This is a genomic window from Fructobacillus sp. ChS1-6f1-1-27 (assembly GCF_059579415.1).
In genome coordinates, this window is sequence record NZ_JCAOER010000010.1 from 18,825 (window position 1) to 39,639 (window position 20,815).

18 protein-coding genes are annotated in these 20,815 nt (G+C 45.6%); 10 read left to right on the forward strand and 8 right to left on the reverse strand.

The window, feature by feature from the left end; translation table 11 throughout:
- Position 1 precedes the first annotated feature (1 nt).
- The 7 genes from AC5162_RS05350 to tgt form a co-directional block, all read right to left on the reverse strand.
- A complete protein-coding gene (locus AC5162_RS05350; protein WP_496534226.1) occupies positions 2-1,036 on the reverse strand; it encodes a lysylphosphatidylglycerol synthase transmembrane domain-containing protein in 1,035 nt (344 codons plus the stop codon).
- Positions 1,037-1,046: 10 nt separating this feature from the next.
- On the reverse strand, positions 1,047-2,120 hold the full coding sequence (locus tag AC5162_RS05355; RefSeq protein WP_496534227.1) for an LTA glycolipid anchor biosynthesis glycosyltransferase, IagA/BgsA family: 1,074 nt from the start codon (positions 2,118-2,120) through the stop codon (positions 1,047-1,049).
- 1 nt (position 2,121) lies between these two features.
- The gene (locus AC5162_RS05360; RefSeq protein WP_496534228.1) at positions 2,122-3,351 is read right to left on the reverse strand and encodes a glycosyltransferase family 4 protein; all 1,230 of its coding nucleotides are present in this window, start codon (positions 3,349-3,351) and stop codon (positions 2,122-2,124) included.
- A 126-nt stretch (positions 3,352-3,477) separates the two neighbouring features.
- Positions 3,478-5,250 (reverse strand): ABC transporter ATP-binding protein, encoded by a 1,773-nt coding sequence (locus AC5162_RS05365; RefSeq protein ID WP_496534229.1) that lies wholly within the window; start codon positions 5,248-5,250, stop codon positions 3,478-3,480.
- Positions 5,243-6,973 (reverse strand): ABC transporter ATP-binding protein, encoded by a 1,731-nt coding sequence (locus AC5162_RS05370; RefSeq protein ID WP_496534230.1) that lies wholly within the window; start codon positions 6,971-6,973, stop codon positions 5,243-5,245. Before AC5162_RS05370 ends, AC5162_RS05365 begins: the two co-directional genes overlap by 8 nt.
- A 90-nt stretch (positions 6,974-7,063) precedes the next feature.
- Entirely contained in the window at positions 7,064-7,414 is a 351-nt protein-coding gene (gene yajC, locus AC5162_RS05375) for a preprotein translocase subunit YajC (protein WP_496534231.1), read from the reverse strand.
- Between the two features lie 57 nt (positions 7,415-7,471).
- Positions 7,472-8,689, reverse strand: coding sequence for a tRNA guanosine(34) transglycosylase Tgt (gene tgt / locus AC5162_RS05380; protein ID WP_496534232.1), 1,218 nt, complete (start codon positions 8,687-8,689; stop codon positions 7,472-7,474).
- Positions 8,690-8,816: 127 nt separating this feature from the next.
- Here tgt and AC5162_RS05385 point away from each other — a divergent pair, with 127 nt between their 5' ends.
- The 10 genes from AC5162_RS05385 (at position 8,817) to AC5162_RS05430 (ending at position 18,349) form a co-directional block, all read left to right on the forward strand.
- Positions 8,817-9,317, forward strand: a complete 501-nt coding sequence (locus AC5162_RS05385) for an NUDIX domain-containing protein (RefSeq protein WP_496534233.1) — start codon at positions 8,817-8,819, stop codon at positions 9,315-9,317.
- Positions 9,318-9,742: 425 nt separating this feature from the next.
- Positions 9,743-10,486: a sulfite exporter TauE/SafE family protein gene (locus AC5162_RS05390; RefSeq protein WP_496534234.1), complete on the forward strand. Its 744-nt coding sequence runs from the start codon at positions 9,743-9,745 to the stop codon at positions 10,484-10,486.
- Between the two features lie 390 nt (positions 10,487-10,876).
- Entirely contained in the window at positions 10,877-11,758 is an 882-nt protein-coding gene (aroE, locus tag AC5162_RS05395; RefSeq protein ID WP_496534235.1) for a shikimate dehydrogenase, read from the forward strand.
- Positions 11,755-12,516: a type I 3-dehydroquinate dehydratase gene (gene aroD, locus AC5162_RS05400; protein WP_496534236.1), complete on the forward strand. Its 762-nt coding sequence runs from the start codon at positions 11,755-11,757 to the stop codon at positions 12,514-12,516. The genes aroE and aroD overlap by 4 nt, the downstream gene beginning before the upstream one ends.
- A gap of 1 nt (position 12,517) precedes the next feature.
- Positions 12,518-13,948, forward strand: a complete 1,431-nt coding sequence (locus tag AC5162_RS05405) for an MFS transporter (protein ID WP_496534237.1) — start codon at positions 12,518-12,520, stop codon at positions 13,946-13,948.
- A gap of 29 nt (positions 13,949-13,977) precedes the next feature.
- The gene (aroC, locus tag AC5162_RS05410; RefSeq protein WP_496534238.1) at positions 13,978-15,147 is read left to right on the forward strand and encodes a chorismate synthase; all 1,170 of its coding nucleotides are present in this window, start codon (positions 13,978-13,980) and stop codon (positions 15,145-15,147) included.
- A gap of 13 nt (positions 15,148-15,160) precedes the next feature.
- Positions 15,161-16,426 carry a 3-phosphoshikimate 1-carboxyvinyltransferase gene (aroA, locus tag AC5162_RS05415; RefSeq protein WP_496534239.1) on the forward strand — a complete coding sequence of 422 codons (1,266 nt, stop codon included), beginning with the start codon at positions 15,161-15,163 and terminating at the stop codon, positions 16,424-16,426.
- A 5-nt stretch (positions 16,427-16,431) separates the two neighbouring features.
- A complete protein-coding gene (locus AC5162_RS05420) occupies positions 16,432-17,289 on the forward strand; it encodes a prephenate dehydrogenase (protein WP_496534240.1) in 858 nt (285 codons plus the stop codon).
- Positions 17,286-17,798: a shikimate kinase gene (locus tag AC5162_RS05425; RefSeq protein WP_496534241.1), complete on the forward strand. Its 513-nt coding sequence runs from the start codon at positions 17,286-17,288 to the stop codon at positions 17,796-17,798. Before AC5162_RS05420 ends, AC5162_RS05425 begins: the two co-directional genes overlap by 4 nt.
- A gap of 8 nt (positions 17,799-17,806) precedes the next feature.
- A complete protein-coding gene (locus AC5162_RS05430) occupies positions 17,807-18,349 on the forward strand; it encodes a hypothetical protein (RefSeq protein WP_496534242.1) in 543 nt (180 codons plus the stop codon).
- Positions 18,350-18,433: 84 nt separating this feature from the next.
- On the opposite strand, the gene AC5162_RS05435 is transcribed toward AC5162_RS05430, so the two are convergent.
- Positions 18,434-20,575, reverse strand: a complete 2,142-nt coding sequence (locus AC5162_RS05435) for a leucine-rich repeat domain-containing protein (protein WP_496534243.1) — start codon at positions 20,573-20,575, stop codon at positions 18,434-18,436.
- Positions 20,576-20,815 lie beyond the last annotated feature (240 nt).

A 20,815-nucleotide genomic window follows, 5' to 3' on the forward strand; every position in this document is an offset into this window, starting at 1 on the left:
TTCATCCTACCTTTGGATTCTTCTTGTCCGGAATAATATAAGCAATAATTCCGGCAAATAAGCAAAAGTAATAGGTAATCAACCGCCAAATTAAAATCACAAGGATCAAGGTCGCGGACTTCTTAACAAAGGGCGTGAACAACAATTGGAATGATAACTCAGCACCACCAACCCCACCAGGAATTGGGAAGAGCGAAATCACCATCACAATCATGATGTTCATGGTTAAAATCAGCCAAGGGTTGGTTGACCCATAACCAAAAGCCCGAATCACGAAGTAAGGCACGATGTACAAAGCCATCAACTGTAGGGCCGTATAAACGGTCGCAACCGATAATGACTTAGCAGACCGTGCTACCCGCCGTGATTCTTCGTGAAAGTTATTGACCTTTGCTTCAATTCCGGCGACAAGCCGCTCGACACGAGCAGGCTGCCAAAACTTACTTGCTAATTTAGCACTCCAGTCAACGAATTTCAAGCTTAGTGCCGGCCAAAACATCACTAGCAAGAGGCCGAAGATGACCGTAGCGTGAATTAAAATTGCAAAGGGAATAAAGGTGGCAAAGGCCGAGGCCACGTGCTGGTAGATAAAGGACTCAGCCGAAATGTAGCCAACAATAAAGAACAAGACGACCACAATTTGATAGACCAAAAACTTCATCAAAGTCACCGATAAAGCCCGACCAGTTTCAATTTTACCACGAGTTAAGGCGTAAAGTTGGGCTGGTTGCCCACCAGAGGCAAAGGGGGTTAGCCCTGTCCCCAATTGGTTTAACAATGGCACTCGGATCAAGGTCCCCCACGTAGTGATTTTCCGATCTTCTTCACTCAGCAAGGCTCGCGTAGCAAAGGCCTCTAAAATTAAAGAGAGGACCATCATCAAAAAGGCTGCTAGCAAGAACCGCCAGTCCAAAACCTTTAAGGCGTGTTTCAGCTGGGTCCCCTTGCCCGCTAATTCTTTTGTTAAATAATAGACTGTCAGTCCCGTTAGTAAAACAACTAAGAGAGCTGACAGCTGGTTTCTTCTCGATTTCATCAAGCTTTCCTTAGGACTCTGAACCAGACCACGCCGGCTTTTTAGCACCAGACTGACCAAAGTCAGAGATGGTGCTATTATTTAAAACCGCTTGGTAAACTTCATAAAGAGTCTCACCGACCTTATACAGGTCACGTTCTTTTGCGACTTCAAAGCCAGCCGCCGTTAAATCAGGCTTTTGCTTGGCCAAGATAGCTTGCATTTGCAAGTCGAAGTCTTCAAGGTCGGATGCCAAATAAGCTGTTTCTCCGTCCTTTAACCAAGAATTATACACCGGAATGTCTCGAAGTAAAATATTTTGGTGAGAAGCCAAGGCTTCTAAGACGACAATCCCTTCGGTTTCTTCATATGAAGGATAAAGGAATAAGTCTGCCCCAGCGAAGGCTCCCAGGATAACATCCCCATCAATATAGCCAGGGAAAATCAGATTTTTAGGATGGTCCCCGAAGACCACTTGCCGGACCTTTTTTGGCAAAATTTTAGGGTTCGTATGGCCGAACCAGATAAAAGTAATTTCTGGGTGGCGGTGGGCCAATTCAATAAAGTCAAAGATGCCCTTGCGCTCGAAGAAGAGCCCCACGGAAATAACCACCTTTTGGCCCTCTTGGATGTCAAAGTAATCCTTAAAGGCCTGGACCTTGCTTTCATCACGTTCATACTTGGTCAAGCGAATGCCATTTGACACCGGGTAGATTGGCTGTGTTAAGCCGTATCCTTCCAACAGCGACTTAGAATAAGGGGTTGGCGTAAACAAAGCGTCAGCTTGGCTATACAAGGCCACCAAGTACTTCTTATAAAAGGGCGCAATTAAGTTGGAAGCAAAAAAAGAGTTCCGGAAGTCTTCATAGGTCGAATGGGCGTGGTAAATCACCTTCTTGCCCATCTTGTGGGCCTTTTTGACCATATACATCGACTTTACCCCGTAGGTGTTAATATGCAAAACATCATAGTCCTGACACTTTGGGTCAGTTGTGACAGTCACATCGTCGATTGGTGCCAAGGCCTCGCTTTGCAAGCGCAGCGCCCGGCCAATCCCAGACTTGGCAATCAAGTTTTGATTTTCAAAGTAAAGTAGGACCTTCAAGTTAATTTCTCCTAAAGGGGTTGCGCAAGAAGCGCTTCAAGTAACCAACTTCCTCATCGTTTAGCTGGTCAGAATCATCCCCATCATCGTCATGGTGGTAATCTTCAATCACCTGGTCATAAAAGGTCATGACCCGGTTGGCAAAGGTAGTCGCATCAACGTTTTTAACCGCTGCTTGACGGGTGTCATCCTCTGCTTGTGTTTGTTCATGTTGTAAGTAATAAATCGTGGCAGCCAAAAAGCCATCATAGTCATCGACTAAAGTCCCGATCGCCTGACTCGTTACCAAGTCATCCAAGTACGGTGAATGGATGGCGACAAAGGGGGTATCGGCGGCCAAAGACTCAATAAAAGTCAAGCCCTGCGTTTCCGTATCAGATGAAGAAACAAAGACGTTGGCCATCCGGTAGTAGTCGGCAACCTCATCGTGGTTAACCATTCCGGTAAAGATAATCGATTCTTGGAGTTCAAGGTCTTCAACCTGTTCTTCCAAGGACTTCTTGGCCGGTCCATCACCAGCAATAATTAAGCGGGCATCTGGAATGGTTTGCAAGAGTTCTGAAAAGCCAGAAATCGTCATCGTTACGTTCTTTTCAAAGGCCAACCGGCCCAGTGACAAGACGACCGGTTGGTCATCTTTCAAGCCTAATTTAGCCCGTAAGTTTTGGTGGTCCGTTGACTTTTTAATGGCAATTCCCGTTGGGATAATTGGCATTGGCAAATCAACCCCATAACTAACCAAGCTTTCGTGGACACTTTCAGACGGCGCAATCACCCCGTCCATCCCTTTTAAATAAGACTTCATCAAGTGTGAAATTGCCCCGGGCTTGAGCAACATGCCCCGGGCCACATAGTGGGTATAGTCCTCGTATTGCGTATGGTAAGTGTGAATAATTGGCAGTTTTAACCGCCGGGCCACGTACTTCCCCATCAATCCCAGTGAAAACTCCGTTTGGGTATGGATAATGTCTAATTCTAATTCCTTGGCAATTTCAACCGCCCGAATCAAGCCCCGGAAAGTCAGCCGCCGGTCTTTAAAGCCAAAGTAAGGCATTGAAGAAAAACGGTAAATCCGTTCTTCATGGGCATCTTTGGCGACCTTGGGATCAGTGGTCGTAAAAATATAGACCAAGTGGCCTTGGTCTTCTAACGCATTTTTTAAAGTTTGAATTGAAGTTGCGACTCCAGATACTTGGGGAAAGTAAGTATCGGTGAATATGCCAATTTTCATGGGAATCTCCAAAGTCTCTTAAACGAAAATTATAGTACTACTAGTATAACATTTTCTTGGTTTTGCTTCCATTTTCAAGCACAAACAGCCGAACTATTTGATAGTCGGCTGTTTGTGCTTTTTAGCTTATTCAAAAACCATTTGGTTATTATACAATTCGGCATAAAAGCCATCTTGGTCCAACAATTCATGGTGCGACCCGCGTTCAATCACTTGCCCATCCTTCAAAACCACAATCTGGTCAGCAGACAAGATGGTCTTCAAACGGTGGGCAATCACAAATGAAGTCCGGCCGGCCATCACATTTTCCATTGCTTCTTGAATTTTAGCTTCCGTCACTGTATCAACGTTGGAGGTAGCTTCATCCAAAATCAACAAGTCCGGATCTGTCAAAATAGTCCGGGCAATTGAAAGCAATTGCTTCTGACCACTTGAGAAGAGGTCCTTTTCCGGGGTGATCTTTGTATCATACTGGTCAGGCAAAGACATGATAAAGTCATGAATTCGGGCCTGCTTAGCCGCAGCCACAACTTCTTCTAAGCTTGCTTCTGGCTTACCATAGCGGATGTTATCCAAAATGGACTTTGAAAAGACCACTGATTCCTGCAAAACAATCCCGACCCGGTCACGTAGTGACTGGAGGTCAAAGTCTTGGAGTTTAGTCCCATCATAGGTAATTTCACCAGCTGATAGGTCGTAGAACCGGTTCAACAAGTTCATCACCGTTGTCTTTCCAGACCCGGTTGGGCCAACCAAGGCCACCATTTGCCCCTTTTGAACATCAATTGAAACATCCTTTAAGATTGGCCGGTCGGGTTGGTAGGCAAAGTCGACATGGGACAGTTTTACCCCTTTTTGTAAAGGACTAGTCTGCTTAACACCCTGGTTAACTTCATCAGCTTCTGCCTCGACCTGACGAATCCGGTGGGCACCGGTCATGGCTAACTGCAAGGAATTGTAAATCGTCGTGATTTGCGTGATTGGTTGGAAGTATTGCTGTGAGTAGTTAACAAAGACAACAATCAAGCCAAGACCGGTCGCCCGGTCCATCCCATTATGCAAAACTAACCAGGAGCCAAAGAAGATCACAACGGCTAGGTTCAGCAAGGAGAATCCTTGCATTAACTGCCGGAGCAAGCCACCATAGAATTGACCTTTTTGACTGGCAACTTGAACTTTTTCGTTAAAGGGCTTCATGCCGTCAATTGACTTAGCCTGCTGCCCCTCAGACAGCAAAACCGTTTGTCCAGCCAACTGCTCATTAATATAACCGTTCAAGTCAGAAGTTGCTTGTTGCTGGCGGTTGATTTGCTTGCGGGCATAGCGGGTAATCGAAAGGGCCAGGATAATCGCAACCGGGCTCAGGGCCACAGTCACCCAGGCCATCGTCGCTGATTTGGCAAACATCATCCAGATAATGCCGACAAAAAGCATCACCTGTGAAATCACCTGGAAAACGGCCTGGTTCATCGCATTAAAAATGTTATCCAAGTCAGAAGTAAAGAGTGATAATACCTTACCATCCTGGTGACTGTCAAAGTACTTAACAGGCATTCTTTGCAACTTGCCAAAGAGACCCCGGCGCATTGATCCAACAGAATCTGAAGAAATCCGAGCCGTGAGCAAGCTTGAAATCAAAATCGCAATTTCAGTCAAAACATAAAACATCACCATCCCAAAGACGGCCATGTAAAAGTCGTGCAAGGATGCATGAGCGCCCGGTGTAAAGTAAGCCTTCAAGTACCGGCTCAAATCCGTAACGGCATCTCCCATATAAAGCGGGGCCTTGATTTGCGTATAGGTACTAACAAAGGCAAAGGTGAGGGCAATGATTAAGCCACGCCAATAAGTTTTTAAGTGGTCAAAAAAGTAACCAATTGCTTCGCCAAACTTAGACATCAGCTACCTCCTTTTCTGCTTGACTCTGGAAAATTTCTTGGTAGGTCGCAGAAGTTCTTAAGAGCTCTTCGTGCGAACCAAAGCCAGCCATCTGACCATCTTCTAAGACTAAAATCTTATCGGCATGGACAATCGAGGCAATCTTTTCAGCGATAATAACCTTGGTTGTCTGGGCAAAGCCGTCCGCCAACACTTCTTGGACTAGGCGCTCTGACCGGGCGTCCAAGGCTGAGGTAGCATCGTCTAAGATCAAAATCTTAGGCCGCTTAACCAAAGCCCGGGCCAAAGACAGCCGTTGCTTTTGTCCACCAGACAAGTTCGATGATCGCTCTGAAATTTCATGGTCAAAGCCGTCATCATATTTGTCAACGAATTCACTGGCTTGAGCTTGGGCCAAGGCCGTTTTGAGTTCTGCTTCGGTTGCATCCGGCCGACCCATTGCTAAGTTTTCCCGGATTGTTCCGGTAAACAGAACTGGCTTTTGCAAGACCACTGCTAGGTTATCGTGTAAGGTCGTTTGGTTTAAATCTTGGAGGTCTTGACCATCAAAGGCCACCGTTCCTTCACTGGGGTTATACAAACGAGACAAAAGCATGGCCAAGGTTGACTTTCCCGAACCGGTCGAGCCGACCACCCCTAAGGTTTGGCCAGCAGCCAAGTCGAAGGTCAAGTCTTTCAAGACCTCCTTCTCATCGTTTGGGTATTGGAAAGATAAGTCTTGGACTGAAATGGCTCCCGCCAAGGCAGCACCCTGACCTGTCGCCTGACTTTGGTAGTCAATCGTATCAGGTTCAGCCATCACGGCACTAATTCGCTTTAAGGAAACCAGTCCACGCGAGGCCATGTTTGAAACCATCCCCATCATGATCAAGGCAAAAAGGAGTTGGTTCAGGTAGTTAATAAAGGGCGTAATCTTAGCCAGGTCAGCTGGGTTCTTCACGATTGATTGACCAACCAAGAGCAAGGCCCCAGCAATCGCGATATAGGAAATCAGCATGTATAGGGGCATCAATAGCGAAAAGTTATAAGCAATCTTCCGGTTTAAGTCGGTCAATTCCTTGGTTGCATCAGCAAAGGTTTCTTCTTCTTGCCCTTCCTGGTTAAAGGACTTGACCACCCGAACGGCCGCCAAGTTTTCCTGGGTAATCGTATTATTCTTGTCCAGTAAGCCTTGGAACTTGCGGAATAACCCACCCATTTTGCCAAAAATCTGGCTGGAAACCAAGAGCATAGCGACTACCATCAGAACCATGATCCACCAGAACTTCGGCATCGTCCAAATTGACAGGATTAAGGCACCAACAAATAAGATTGGCACCCGCAAAATAATTTGCAACAGTTGCATCATAAACTGCTGGACCTGGTTGATATCATTAGTCAACCGGACCACCAAGTTAGCAGATGAGAACTTTTGAATTTGCGTCAAAGAAAAACTTTGAATTTTTTGGTATTCGGCCAAACGGAGGTCAGCCGCCACTGCTTGGGATACCTGGGCAGCAAAGTACGTTCCAATAATTCCAGAAACCATCCCAATGACAGCTAAGGCCAATAGCCAGATTCCGTTGGTCATAACCTTGGAGGAGTCATCAGCGATAATCGCTGACAGCATCCTTTCTAAAAACTTGGGCTGGAGTAAACTAGCTCCGGCCATAATGACCACCGAGATAATCGCGATGAACATTTTTAACCAATAAGGCTTGGCGTATTTCCATAATAATTTCATTTAAAACCCTCTTTTGCCGGTAAAAAAGACCCTCCCAAGGGCTGGGAAGGTCAGAGTATGGCTATGATTTAACTAGCTTACCTAGTCAAATTAGTCTTTTTGTTCGTCAGTTGCTTCTTCTTTTGCTTCAGCATCATCCTTGGTTTCAACTGAAGTATTTTCTTCTTTAGCAGGGGCTGCTGGCGCTTCTTCAGCTTGGACAGAACGGATAGCTGTCAAATCAAAGGTCAAGATAACCCCTTCAGCATCCAAATCAACCGTCTTGGCTTCTTCGTTGATTGAGTCAACAACAGCGTGCATGCCACCGATTGTCACAACCTTAGCACCCTTTTGCATGTTTGAGCGCATTGATTGTTGCTTTTGTTGTTGCTTCTTTTGGCTGCGAGTCAACCAGAACATCATCAAGATGATAATTACTAATGGGAGAATAAAGCTTTGCATGTGTGCCGTCCTTTAAAATTAATTTTGAATTTAAGCTATTATAATATAAGAAATTTTTTAAAACAAGCGGGCATTTTTCTTATTGTAGCCGTAGTCTTCCAAGACCCGTTCGCGGAATGCGAGTAACTCGTCATTTTCAATTGCCGTCCGCATTTCTTCCATTAGATGGAGCAAGTAACGGAGGTTGTGTTCAGAGGCAATTTGAGCGCCAAGTAATTCATTGGCGTTGAACAAATGATGGAGGTAAGACTTCGACAGGTTTTGGTAAGGGCTATAATTTGGTTGGTCATATTGAGCCAAGTTGCCAAACTGCTCTGACCGGATTGGGTTCTTCGAATAATATTCCAAGTCGGGGTCGATTGGGGAAAAGTCGTTCTTATACCGTGAGTTCTTAATCACGACCCGGCCCTTGGAAGTCATCAACGTTCCCTTCCGGCCGACTCGGGTTGGCAATACGCAGTCAAACATATCAACCCCACGGATAACACTGTCAATCAGCGAATCCGGGGCTGCCACGCCCATCAAGTACCGAGGCTTGTCTTCTGGCAAAAGGGGCATGGTAAAGTCCAAGACCCGGTTCATTTCCTTCTTAGATTCCCCAACGGAAAGACCACCAACGGCATAGCCCGGCAGGTCTAATTTGACCAATTCCTTGGCCGACTCTGTCCGCAAGTCCTTAAAGCCAGCACCTTGTACAATTCCAAAGAGGGCCTGGGTATCAGTCTTCTTGTGGTACTGCTGAGCTCGGTCAGCCCACCGCAGCGACCGTTGCATCGATTCCTTGACATAGTCATAGGTTTCAAAGTATGGAATGGCTTCGTCCAGCTGCATCATCACATCCGAACCCAAATTGTTTTGAATTCGCATCGCCACTTCCGGTGATAAGAACATTTTGTCACCGTTGACGTGGTTTTGGAAGGTGACCCCTTCTTCTTTTAGCTTTCGTGAGTCAGACAAAGAGAAGACCTGGAAACCACCAGAATCAGTCAAAATTGCCTGGTCCCAGCCCATATACTTGTGCAAGCCACCAGCTTCAGCAATCAACTCATCTCCAGGGCGGACCCAGAGGTGGTAAGTATTAGCCAGGATAAACTGCGACCCGATTTCTTTTAAGGTCTTGTTGTTGACACCCTTAACGGCGCCTTGCGTTCCAACCGGCATAAACATCGGCGTTTCAAAGGTTCCATGGGGAGTGTGTAACCGGCCCCGACGGGCACCAGTATCTTTTTCTGTGTGGAGGTGTTCGTACCAAACAGCCCCTTTTTGATTTGTCATAAATAACCTACTTTAAAGCGAATTTTTCTACTACTAGTATAACATAGGTCAAATCCGGTCTACAGCCTAGGCGATACGGTCTTTCGGTGTTATGATACGGGTAGTTTAAAAGAAAGCGAGTTAGACAATGGAACAAAATTATATTGCCCGGATGCGGGCCAAGGTCGGTCACGAAGGGATGATCTTTAACTCCGCCTTCGGTGTTTTGTGGAATGCCAACCACGATGCCATTTTATTAGAAAAACGCGGTGATTCCGACAAAGGTTATGGTTTCCCTGGTGGTTACCTGGAATACGGCGATTCGCCAATCCAAGCGGTTGTCCGTGAATTTAAGGAAGAAACCGGCTTAGATGTCGAGGTTGTCCGGATGCTTGGGATGGCCACCCATATTACTGAAAAGAACTCTTGGGGTGATGCCCAAGAAACGATTTCAATGGGCTTTGAAGTCAAGCTCGTTGACCCGAGCCAAGAAATCATCGTGGATGGTGACGAAACCTTGGCCGCTGGCTTTATCCCAGTCAACCCCCGTCCAGAAATGTTCGTCCCAGCCGCCCAAGATACGTTAGAGCGAATTTTGACGGTCAACGAAGAATCTGACCAACCATGGTTACGGGACCCTAAAAAATAAAATTAGTTGGTTTCTCACCAATAATTTTTAGTCTTTTTGATCAAATTCAAATCAAATAACCAAGATAATAGGAAAATTAATATATATTTGTCTATTATTTTTATTTTATTTTAAAAGTTTAAAATTAATGGTATAATAAAAACACTAGAGGAATTCAGGCAGACTCCCTAAAGTACAATCTTTGATTCCTGTTTCTATTTGTTCAATCAATGGTGGTGCGACACTTTCCAAGTCACCAGATTCATAACTTATCCATAACACTTTTCCATATAGAGCTGAATATTCAGCGTCGCACCACAACTACCTTTTCATACTGCCGGCTTTTCGACTAGTACAGGGGACCAGGTCACTGGTCCTTTTTATTTTGCCAAAAGACTGGTAAAGTGAATTGAGAACATTCACTTTACTTTAGAAAGAAGATGACCATGATTACGATTTTATATGGCTTTTTAATTGGCTGCTTTGTGACCTTAATTGGTGGCGGTGGCGCCACCTTTTACTTAGGCGTTTTGACCTCAACCCTTGGCTTATCAACCGTTGTCGCGGTGCCCACCTCACTACTGATTGCTGTCCCAGCACTCTTTTCTGGTTTCATTACCCAACTCCGCTTGAAAAACGTGGACCTCAAAACCGGGAACAAGCTAATTTTGGCGGCCATCCCTGGGATTATTATCGGAACCGCTGTTGGTAAGTTCATCCCCCAAAATGTTTATAACCTCTCAGTCGGAACCTTACTAACCGTCATGGGTCTCATTATTGTCATTAAGTACTTCCGACGCAAAAAAGACCACGGCGAAAGTCAAAAGCAACAAGACTGGGTCGCCCTCTTCTTTGGCTTCCTGTCTGGTTTAATGGTTGGCTTTGGTGGTCTATCCGGTGGGTCTGCTACAGTTGCCGGCCTCTCGATTATCGGTCTCCCAGCCGTACGGGCAACCGGGACAACCACTTATATTCTTTGGGTCTTGGCGGTCGTTGGCCTAGCCACCCACTTAATTTCTGGTAGCCCGATTAGCTGGACTGCTGGGCTATTCCTCATGCTTGGTGGCATTATCGGGTCAGTTTTGACCCCAATCGTCATCAAGCAGTTCGACCCTAAAAAAATCAACAAGTTTCTCTCCCCTTTCATCGGTTTTGTGGTGATGTACTTTGGGATTCGGTTGTTTTTCTAATCAAACTATATAAATAACCATTGGATAAAACAATTAAAATTTGAATATGATTAAATTATTTTAATTTTTACTTGCAAAGTCAATTTTCCTGTGTTTTAATTAAAGCAACTTAACGGAAAGGGATTCCGATAATGAAACAATCAACTAACAACATGATGAATCGTTATTACGGCTTTTATTACTTTAGATAGCACGTCCAAATTTTTAAGATGCGGACGTGCCAAAGCGTTCGCATCTAGGTAATAAAGTCATCTTTGTGTTGGCCGACTAGGTGTGATAATCCTAGCCGGTAACTGATTTTTATCATCCTGAGTTTCTTTCTCACTGATAACAACTGCCGACTAGGGTTTTCCCTAGCCGGCTTTTTTATTTGTCAGAAAGGAAGAAACAATGACTCGAATCGATGGACACACGTACTTAATTGGCTTGATGGCCTACCCCATCCGCCACTCCATGTCGCCAACCATGCACAACACCGCCTTTGAAAAATTAGGTTTAAACTTCGTCTACCTGGCCTTCGATGTTCCAGCAGAAAGCCTTGGTCAAGCAGTCGAAAGCATCCGCACCCTGGAAATGCGCGGTGCCAACATCTCCATGCCAAACAAGCAGGCCATCATCCCCCACCTCGACAAACTCGACTTGTCGGCCAAATTAAACCAGGCCGTCAACACCGTCGTCAACGACCACGGCGTTTTAACAGGCTACACCACCGACGGGATTGGTTTTGTGAATGATTTGAAGAAAAAAGGTCACAACCTTACAGATAAGAAGATGGTCTTAGTTGGAACCGGTGGTGCCGGCATCCCAATTGCCACCCAATCGGCCTTAGATGGCTTAGCTGAAATCAGAATTTTTAACCGACCCGATGGCCATAGCAAAACTGGTCAAGAAATTGTCAAAACTATCAATGACCAAACCAAGTGCCGGGCCAGCTTCCATGATTTGACCAACCAAGAAGATTTTAAAGACGCACTTGCTTGGGCCGACATCTACTGTGATGCCACTGGTGTTGGTATGAAACCCTTAGAGGGCCAAAGCCTAGTTGAAGACCCAGCTTGGTTAAAGCCAGACCTTGTGGTTTATGACACCGTTTACGCCCCACGGGAAACCAAGTTAATGGCAGTGGCCCGTCAGGCCGGTGTCCAACATGTTTATAACGGCCTAGGCATGATGGTCGAACAAGGGGCAGCAGCCTTTAAGTTATGGACGAACCAAGCAATGCCCGTAGCAGATGTCCTGCAAGCAATCGAAGCAAAGGATGGCCAGCAATGACAATTCCACTCTTAGTTAAAGGCACCCTAATTGGCCAGGGCCCGGCAAAAATTGCTGTTCCAGTCACAGGGCAAACTATCCAAGAAATATTAGACCAGTTACCAGACGTTCAGAAGGCTGAACCAGACTTAATCGAGTGGCGGATTGACGGTCTCAAGAAGCATCCACAAACAAAGACCTTACAAACCGTCGTTCAGGCCATCAATCAAACCTTACCAGAAACACCAATTATCGGCACACTAAGGACTCAAGATGAAGGTGGGCAAATGAAGGTCAGCTTGAGCGAATACCAGGCAATTCTAACAAGTCTCTGTCAGACACCAATCGACCTGATTGATATCGAAATCAACCGGGGACCCGCCATTTTTAAAACAATGATTGACACCGCCCACCAAAAGCACAAGGCTGTCATTGGCAGTTACCACAATTTCCAAGAAACGCCATCTCAAGAACACTTAGCAAAGCACCTGCAAACAATGGCAAAAGCTGGCGTTGATATCGCTAAAGTGGCCGTTATGCCAAAAAACAAGGCTGACGCTCTACGGTTGATGACCGTCAGCCAAAATCAGGCAAAGCAACTCAGCCAGCCACTCATCACAATGGCAATGGGTGGCCTCGGTCAACTCACCCGGGTTGCAACGGACCTTAGCGGTTCAGCCGTCACCTTTGCCAGCCTATCAAAAAACCAACAGTCCGCTCCGGGCCAATTAACCGTGGCTGACCTTCGACAAATAACAAACATCCTCAAAGGAGATTAACATGCACTTACAAACCATCCGATTAAAAACCAGCCTTTTCCTAAACTACCTGGTTCATGGATTTGGCATGATTATTCTTACCCAAAACTTAGTAAAACTAGCTAGCAACTGGGGCAGCACTTTGACCGTTGCCTCCTTTGTCCTTTCCGGAATTGGGATTGGCCGCCTAGTCGCCTACCTGCTGATGGGCTTTATTTCCGACCACTTTGGCCGCAAGACCACTTTAATGATTGGGATGACCACCTACTTAATTTTCTTCGTACTGACTCCGTTAAACACTTCAGTCGGACTAGCTTACGGTCTTTCGATTGTGGCCGGAATCGCCAATTCTGCCCTAGACTCCGCAACCTACCCTCTTTTAGCCGAAACTAGTCAGAAAGGAGCAGCTAATAGTGTGTTACTAAAGGCTTTCATTTCCGTTGGTGAGTTTATTTTGCCAATTATCGTGTTATTTTTGACCAACCACCAGATTTGGTTTGGACTTTCTTTCTATGTACCGGCTCTCATCTTAATTTTAAACATTGCCAACGTGGTTAATTTGCCAGTCCAATCAAGCAAGCAAGAACTAAAAGGCCCAGGACAAGTCCGGCCACTCCAGCTCTCAACTGGCAAGAAAACTAGCCTCACAACCGGCTTGCTAACTTACGGTTTCACTTCGATGGCGGTCATGATTTGGTTTACCCAATGGGTCAGCATTTTTGCTGAAAAAATCGGTTTTACAACGACCGTTGCCCACTTCCTGCTCTCGCTTTACAGCATCGGCTCAATCACCGGCGTCATGATTGTGGTAATCCTATTGAACCGCTTTACCATCAAAAAAGGGCTCTTCTTCAGCCTGAACCTATTGTCCTTAGTAGCAATCACCACCATTACCTATAGCCAAAACTCATCCCTTTCAATGGTCGCAGCCTTTCTCTTTGGCTTTAGCGCTGCCGGGGGCCTGATGCAAATTGCCTTAAGCACCCTGCTCAGTCTTTACCCGAAGCAAAAAGGCCTCCTAACCGGTATCTTCTTTATCTTTGGGTCGCTAGCTTCTTTTTCAATCCCAATTCTGACCGGACTAATCATTAAGGTATCTGGCGCTAACATCATGGCCGGCGATATCTTAGTCGCCCTCGTCGGTCTTGGTGTCGCCGTCATCATGGCGTTAACTTTGCCAAATGAAAACAACTCCTTAGACGATGCCCGGCAGTCCATCAACCAGATTGACCGCCGACTAGTTAAATTATTGGAAGAACGGTTTGCCGCCGTCGATGACGTCCACCGCTTCAAACAAGACGGGCAAATCGCCATTAAAGACCTGAACCGGGAACAGCAGGTCTTAGACCAAATCGCTTTAGCCACTCAAAACAAAGACTTAGTTCCCTATAACCAAGCAATTATTCAGACCGTTATGGATAATTCCCGCAAGTACCAAGCCTCATTAAAATAACGAAATAACAAATAGAAACGAGAAAAATTATGCTTACTTACCTTACTGCCGGTGAATCACACGGCCCCGAACTTTCAGGAATCTTAACCGGCATCCCCGCCGGTTTGCACCTAGATATTGACGAAATCAATGCTGCTCTCGCTGCCCGCCAAGGCGGCTACGGTCGGGGCAACCGGCAAAAGATTGAACACGACCAGGTCATTATCACTGGTGGGGTCCGCCACGGTGTCACCCTTGGCTCGCCAATTGCCTTAACCGTCAAAAACCGCGACCACAAACAATGGTCGAAAATCATGGACCCAACTAGTCCCGCCACACCAGAAAACACGCTCCGCCAAGTCAGCCGTCCCCGTCCAGGCCACGCTGACTTGGTTGGCGGCATGAAGTACGGCCACCGCGACATGCGTAATGTCTTGGAACGGTCTTCAGCCCGGGAAACGGCGATGCGAGTTGCCGTTGGGAACATTTGCAAGCAGGTCTTAGAAGCCTTAGACATTCAAATCATCGGTTACGTTGAGGCCATTGGTGGAATTTCCGCCGCTGGTGACCAGTCGACCTCAGTTGCGGACTTGGCTGAAAAAATAAAGGCCAATGACCTACGAATTACCGACCAAGGGCAAGTCGATCCCATCCACCAGTTAATTGACCAAGCTAAAAAAGATGGTGACACCGTTGGTGGCGTCATCCGAGTGGTGGCTGAAAACATGCCCGCCGGCCTTGGATCATATGTCAGCTGGGACACTAAGTTAGATGCCAAAGTGGCTGCAGCCGTGATGGGCGTCAATGCCATGAAGGGTGTTGAAATTGGTGACGGCTTTGAAAATGCTGACCACCCCGGCAGCCAAGTCATGGATGAGATTGACTGGCAGGATGGTCAGGGCTTTTCCCGTAACTCAGACCACCTGGGGGGCTTTGAAGGCGGGATGACCAACGGGATGCCCGTTATTGTTAAAGCGGCAATGAAACCAATCCCGACCCTCTACCAGCCCCTCCAAAGTGCTGATATCAATAGTAAAGAAGTCAAAAAGGCAACGGTCGAACGGTCTGACACGACTGCGATTGTCCCCGCCTCAATCGTGATTGAAGCCGTCGTAGCAATCGAACTTGCCAAGGCCATTACCGACACTTTTGACGGCAGCAATATCACCCGTTTAAAAAAGCAAGTCCAAGACTACCGGACTGAATTACAAAACTTTTAAGGAGCACCCCACTATGGCAGCAGGATTACAAGGAACCATCACCGTCCCCGGAGATAAAAGCATTTCTCACCGCGCGATTATCTTTGGTGCCATCAGTACTGGCACCACCACGATTAAAAACTTTCTTCAGTCAGCCGACTGCCTCTCAACTATTGGCGTTTTTCGCGACCTTAGCGTTGATATTCAAATTCAAGGTGACGCCGTAACCGTCATTGGCCAGGGTCTCACCGGCTTAAAGGCAGCAAAAAAAGACTTAGATATGGGTAATTCCGGCACATCGACCCGGTTAATCAGTGGGCTTTTAGCTGGCCAAGTCTTTGATTCTCAGATTGTCGGTGACCCATCGCTATCAAAGCGACCAATGAAACGGATTATTGACCCCTTAAGTCAAATGGGCGCTCAATTTGTAGCCACTGACAACCACCTACCAATGACCATTACCGGTCAGCCCCTTCAAGCAATTGATTACCAAATGCCAGTGGCCAGTGCCCAAGTCAAAAGTGCCTTAATCCTAGCCGCCTTGCAAGCCGACCAGCCCTCAACGATTACAGAAAGCATTCCTTCTCGGGACCATACCGAACGAATGTTAAAGGCTTTTAGTCCCGAGAGCATTCAGACTGATGGCCAGACCATCACCGTTTACCCAGGTCATTTTCTAACTGGGCAAAAGATTACCGTGCCAAGTGACATTTCCTCAGCCGCCTTCTTCTTGGTGGCCGGTGCGATTGTGCCTAATTCCAAGGTCACCATTCAAAACGTTGGCATTAACCCCACCCGAACCGGAATTTTAACTGTCTTAAAAAAGATGGGGGCTAAGTTAACCATTATTAAACAGGGCAACGGGCCAGAACCAGTCGCTGATATCACCATTGAAACCAGCGACCTCCAACCAATTACTCTAGGGGCAAAAGACATCCCCAGCCTAGTCGACGAAGTTCCTCTGATTGCCCTATTAGCAGCCCGGGCCAACGGGACCTCGACGATTACCGGGGCCAAAGACCTCCGTTTTAAGGAATCAGACCGCCTTAAAGCTATTTACCAAGAGTTTTCTAAGTTTGGTATTCAAATCCAAGAACTCGAAGATGGACTTATCATCACTGGTAGCCAAAACTGGCAAATGGTTAATTCCAGCTTAGATTCCTACCAAGACCACCGGATTGCCATGACCCTATCGATTGCTTCGCTCTTAGTTGCTGAACAAACAACGATCAAAGACCTTGACAGCATCCAGATTTCCTACCCGACTTTTCTCTCTGACTTACAGCAACTAAGAAGGTAATTCCTATGACCACTGTCTTTATCAACGGTCTTGGCTTAATTGGTGCGACCATGGCCAAGATCATTAAAACGACCAACCCAGCCGTTACCATCACCGCCCACGACCAGAACCAAGCAAACCTACAGTTGATGGTCGACCAGGGCTTTGTGGCAACTGCCGTTGACTTTGACTTAGGCGCCCAGCAGGCCGATTTAATCATTTTGGCAACACCAGTACAAAGTATTTGCCAAAGTTTGGAAAAATTAAGCACCTTGACCTTAAAGAAAAACGTCTTAGTTACCGATGTTGGCAGCAGTAAGGTTAAAATTTTGTCCGCCGCTCAGCCGTTGATGCAAAAAGGCACCGCCTTTTTAGGGGGCCATCCAATGGCCGGGTCGCACCTAACTGGCAGTCAAAATAGCCAAATTGCACTGCTAAAAAAACACACCTTCTTTTTGGTCAACGGGTCGGCCACCGACCAGCAGATTAACTTTTACCAAGGGCTATTAGCCGGGGCCCAGTTGTCATTCACCGCCTTAACGGCTAACCAACATGACCAACTAGTCTCAGCGACTTCTCACCTGCCCCACTTAGCAGCCTTTGCCCTGGTTAATACGATTTTGCCAGAAGTTCAAGCAATGACAGTCGACCCCGGTATCCCCTCTGGCGGCCTATTGGATTCAACCCGGATTGCCAAGGCCGATTCCACCATGTGGACCTCGATTTTTCTCAGTGAAAAAGGTCAAGTTTTGGAACAAATCCAACAATTCAAGGCCCAACTCAACCAACTTGAACAAGCTATTCAAGCAGGCGATGCGGCCGACTTAAAACAGCAATTAGAACAGGCAAACCAGTCCCGGTTAGCCTTGGAGGACCGTCAATGAATATTATCCTAATCGGCTTCATGGGCTCAGGTAAGACCACCGTTGGTCAGGCATTAGCCAAACAAAGCAAACTCAACTTTTTTGACCTTGACCAGCTGGTGGAAGAAGCAGCCGGTACGACTATCCCGCAATACTTCCAAAAATTTGGTGAAACAGCTTTTCGTAACCTGGAAACAAAAGTCCTAGCAGACGCCCTCAAAGAACCTGGCATCCTGGCAACCGGTGGCGGTACCCCAATCCAGGCTGCAAACCAGGCCTTATTAAAGCAGTCAGGCAGCATGATTGTCTTCTTAGATGCTTCCGATACTGCTATCCAGGGTCACTTAGCCAACGACAACATCCAAAACCGTCCTTTGTTTCAAAAATTGGGCCTAGCGGGCTTACTCGAATTAAAGCACCAACGGCAGAGCACCTATGCCAGACTCGCACAGCAAACCATCGCCGTTGGCCAAAAGAAGCCCCAAGCCATCACTGATGAGATTTTAAAATATACCCACGAATTAGCCTAGGAGGCACCATGCCAACTATCCACACTTTAGGCCCAGCATCAACTGACAGCTACCGGGCAGCGCTTCAATTAGAAGACGATGACCCCAATTATTCAGGCTATAACATCAGCTTGCACCCGAACTTTGAAGAGGTCTACCAGCACTTAAACCGTTACACTGGTGATTACTTTCTGGTACCAACCGCCTACCGGTCGGGCAACGGCTCTTCTTGGACTAGCAACCATTACCGCTACGTCAACCAGCTAACGATTGCTAAAACCTTCCATGCTAAAACCCTGCCAATGCTATTAACCCAAAACCAGGCCCAAGAAAACCATAGGGCCATCTTACACCCCGCTACTGCCGAGTTACTAAAGACACTACCACCTGATATTAGTGACTCTTTAACCGTTGATTATGTCGCTTCCAAGCCCCTGGCCCAAGCAGCCTTTGAATCCGGCCAGTACCAATATGCGATTTTCAGCAAACAAAGCTTCCAGCCCAGTAATCAGCTTATTATCGTCCAAGAATTCGACCCGGAAATGGTCTGGTGCCTGTACCAAATAAAATAGGGATTAGCCAAAATCAAAGCAACACAAAAAGGACAGCAAAAATATTTTTTTGCTGTCCCTTTTAATGTGAAAAAGCAATACAAGTTATCGCTTTTTGTTTTTAAAAGTAAGGCCAAGGGCTGCTACAGCAGCGGCTAATACCATCACTGTGGCTCCATACAAACGGAACTTACTATTTGCTTCTTTACCAGTATGTGGCATAACCAATCCTGGTGTATTGTCGGCCGCCGCTTGGGTAGCCGTATTTTCTGCACTAGGGGTGATACTGGTTGAAGTAGAACCACTGGTTGTACCAGGTGTTGATGACGATCCATTGTCATTAGTGTTCGTGGAATTACTTTCTGAACCACTGTCGTTGTTAGACGAGCTACCACCGTTGGTTGAACCACCATTATTTGATGAATTTCCACCATTGGTCGAGTTTCCATTATTGGAACTGCCACCACCGTTATTCGATGAGCCACCATTATTAGTTGAATCAGCTGTAACAGTGATATTAATGGTTTTAGTGGTCGTCAACCCAAGACTATTTTCAACTGAGTACTCAACTTGGTAAGTACCGGCCTTCTTAGTATCAACGTTATCCTTTTCAACCTTAAGCTTAGAAGTCAAATTGGTCTGAGCACTGCCATCATTTTGCTGGTCGTATGCCGAAACATTTGAACTGGCATCAAATGAAGAGCCGACTTTGATTGATTGGTCAGAAGCCGTAATCACAGGAGCTACGGGATCAACCCAGTCAATGTTGATGGTCCCATTTCCTTGATACTCGCCCTGAGCACCTTGCCAAGAATAGGTTACAGCAGATGGTAAAATTTCTGAGGACGCCTTAATCGCCAACGATTCAACACCGTTAGTGTAATCTGAAAAATTAGCCAGCGCTGTCGTTGTTCCATTAAACAGATTAATACTGTCAATGTTTGATGAAAGATTAGCAATACTTAACGTTTTTGCCTCTGGGTCTGCCGTGCCAGTATAGTATCCAGAACCGTCATTCTTTGATTCCCAGTCTGAGCTAACAATTGGAAGAATTAAATTAAATTTTGACAATTCAGTTGTCAACGGTTTGACTAACTTAACTGTGTTTGAATAAGTTTGATCTTGAGCAGACGTATCCATGGTAAGATCAAAACCATTCATGAAGCTAATATCCGAAATTTGGTTGCCACTAACTTTAAAAGTATGCAAGTCTGGATAACGGCTAGAAAGGCCTTTCATAATATTAATATTAGAAATTTTATTATAAGCGACAGCAATGTACTTTAACTTTGTAAAAGTCGAATCCTTAAAAGCATCGATGTTAGCAATATCATTATAGTTAGCAGAAATATATTCCAGATTAGTCATTGTGGAACTAGTAATTGGTGAGATATCACTAATATTGTTATGGTCAACCACAATATATTTAACATTGGTCATCGTTGATTCCGAAATAGCCGAAATATCACTAATGTTATTATAACTGGCGTCCAGGGTTGCCAGTTGCGGTACCGACAAATTTTTGATAACTGAAATATCACTCAATTCATTACCGGCGAAACTCATCAGCTTCAAGTTTGGCATACTTAAACCATTAAAGACGGAAATATCACTAATATTGTTATCGTTCAAATAAATTGCCTGCAAATTGGTATCACTTTCAGCAATACTCTTAAACGAAGAAGTGTCCGTAATGCCCAACCCCGTTAACTGCAAAAACTTCAAGTTTTTTAATTGACCAAATTCATTTAAGCTATTCGACTTCAATGCCGCCGACATATCAGCTGTTCCAGAATCAGTATCATAACTATAAGAAAGACCTGAATTACCATCGTACTGGCTAATATTATCTTTCTCATCACTCGTTGGAGTTTTTTGGTTCCCAATAACTGTAAAACTTTCCAAGTCAGTTGCGTATTCTATCCCTGTCAAACTGCTGATACTACCCGAAGTAATTTTAACTTTTGTAACCTGTTCCAATTGCCCAATCGTTAATTGGTCAGCACTAACACCCGCAGCACTTGCAAAAGCATTCAATAAAGTTGTATCAGGCATGACGGTACTAGCTAAAGCACTCGTATCGACAGCAGCGTCACCAGTTGTCGTCCCAGTCGACGTCGTCGTAGTATTATCAGCCTTTGCTTGATAATTAGCATTAGTCGCCATCCCCAAAGTCAAAACAACTCCAGCGGACAACAGTCCCTGCCATAAATGATTATTCTTGTAATTAATTTTGAAATCTGCCACTCTTTTATCCTTCCAAAAGCGTGCAATAAAATTTGCACAATTTCATTAGCGTTTTAACGTTGCCCTAACTATACTACTTTATTTCAAACATTTCTATTTAATTTTAATTATTTCTTTCACATTAGAATGGTGCCAAATAAAAAGGCCTAACTCTCTTGACGTATACCCCGAAAGTTAAAGTACTTTCGGGGTATTTTTATGACTAAAATTTCGATAGAAACTAAACTACAGGCAATTAAC

What these genes read in the sequence shown, in the direction of transcription:
- AC5162_RS05420 (WP_496534240.1), top strand. Translation starts at nt 16,432, where the DNA reads ATGACCACTGTCTTTATCAACGGTCTTGGCTTAATTGGTGCGACCATG.
- AC5162_RS05390 (WP_496534234.1), top strand. Translation starts at nt 9,743, where the DNA reads ATGATTACGATTTTATATGGCTTTTTAATTGGCTGCTTTGTGACCTTA.
- yajC (WP_496534231.1), bottom strand. Translation starts at nt 7,414, where the DNA reads ATGCAAAGCTTTATTCTCCCATTAGTAATTATCATCTTGATGATGTTC.
- AC5162_RS05365 (WP_496534229.1), bottom strand. Translation starts at nt 5,250, where the DNA reads ATGTCTAAGTTTGGCGAAGCAATTGGTTACTTTTTTGACCACTTAAAA.
- aroE (WP_496534235.1), top strand. Translation starts at nt 10,877, where the DNA reads ATGACTCGAATCGATGGACACACGTACTTAATTGGCTTGATGGCCTAC.
- AC5162_RS05385 (WP_496534233.1), top strand. Translation starts at nt 8,817, where the DNA reads ATGGAACAAAATTATATTGCCCGGATGCGGGCCAAGGTCGGTCACGAA.
- tgt (WP_496534232.1), bottom strand. Translation starts at nt 8,689, where the DNA reads ATGACAAATCAAAAAGGGGCTGTTTGGTACGAACACCTCCACACAGAA.
- aroA (WP_496534239.1), top strand. Translation starts at nt 15,161, where the DNA reads ATGGCAGCAGGATTACAAGGAACCATCACCGTCCCCGGAGATAAAAGC.
- AC5162_RS05430 (WP_496534242.1), top strand. Translation starts at nt 17,807, where the DNA reads ATGCCAACTATCCACACTTTAGGCCCAGCATCAACTGACAGCTACCGG.
- AC5162_RS05370 (WP_496534230.1), bottom strand. Translation starts at nt 6,973, where the DNA reads ATGAAATTATTATGGAAATACGCCAAGCCTTATTGGTTAAAAATGTTC.
- aroD (WP_496534236.1), top strand. Translation starts at nt 11,755, where the DNA reads ATGACAATTCCACTCTTAGTTAAAGGCACCCTAATTGGCCAGGGCCCG.
- aroC (WP_496534238.1), top strand. Translation starts at nt 13,978, where the DNA reads ATGCTTACTTACCTTACTGCCGGTGAATCACACGGCCCCGAACTTTCA.
- AC5162_RS05350 (WP_496534226.1), bottom strand. Translation starts at nt 1,036, where the DNA reads ATGAAATCGAGAAGAAACCAGCTGTCAGCTCTCTTAGTTGTTTTACTA.
- AC5162_RS05405 (WP_496534237.1), top strand. Translation starts at nt 12,518, where the DNA reads ATGCACTTACAAACCATCCGATTAAAAACCAGCCTTTTCCTAAACTAC.
- AC5162_RS05425 (WP_496534241.1), top strand. Translation starts at nt 17,286, where the DNA reads ATGAATATTATCCTAATCGGCTTCATGGGCTCAGGTAAGACCACCGTT.
- AC5162_RS05360 (WP_496534228.1), bottom strand. Translation starts at nt 3,351, where the DNA reads ATGAAAATTGGCATATTCACCGATACTTACTTTCCCCAAGTATCTGGA.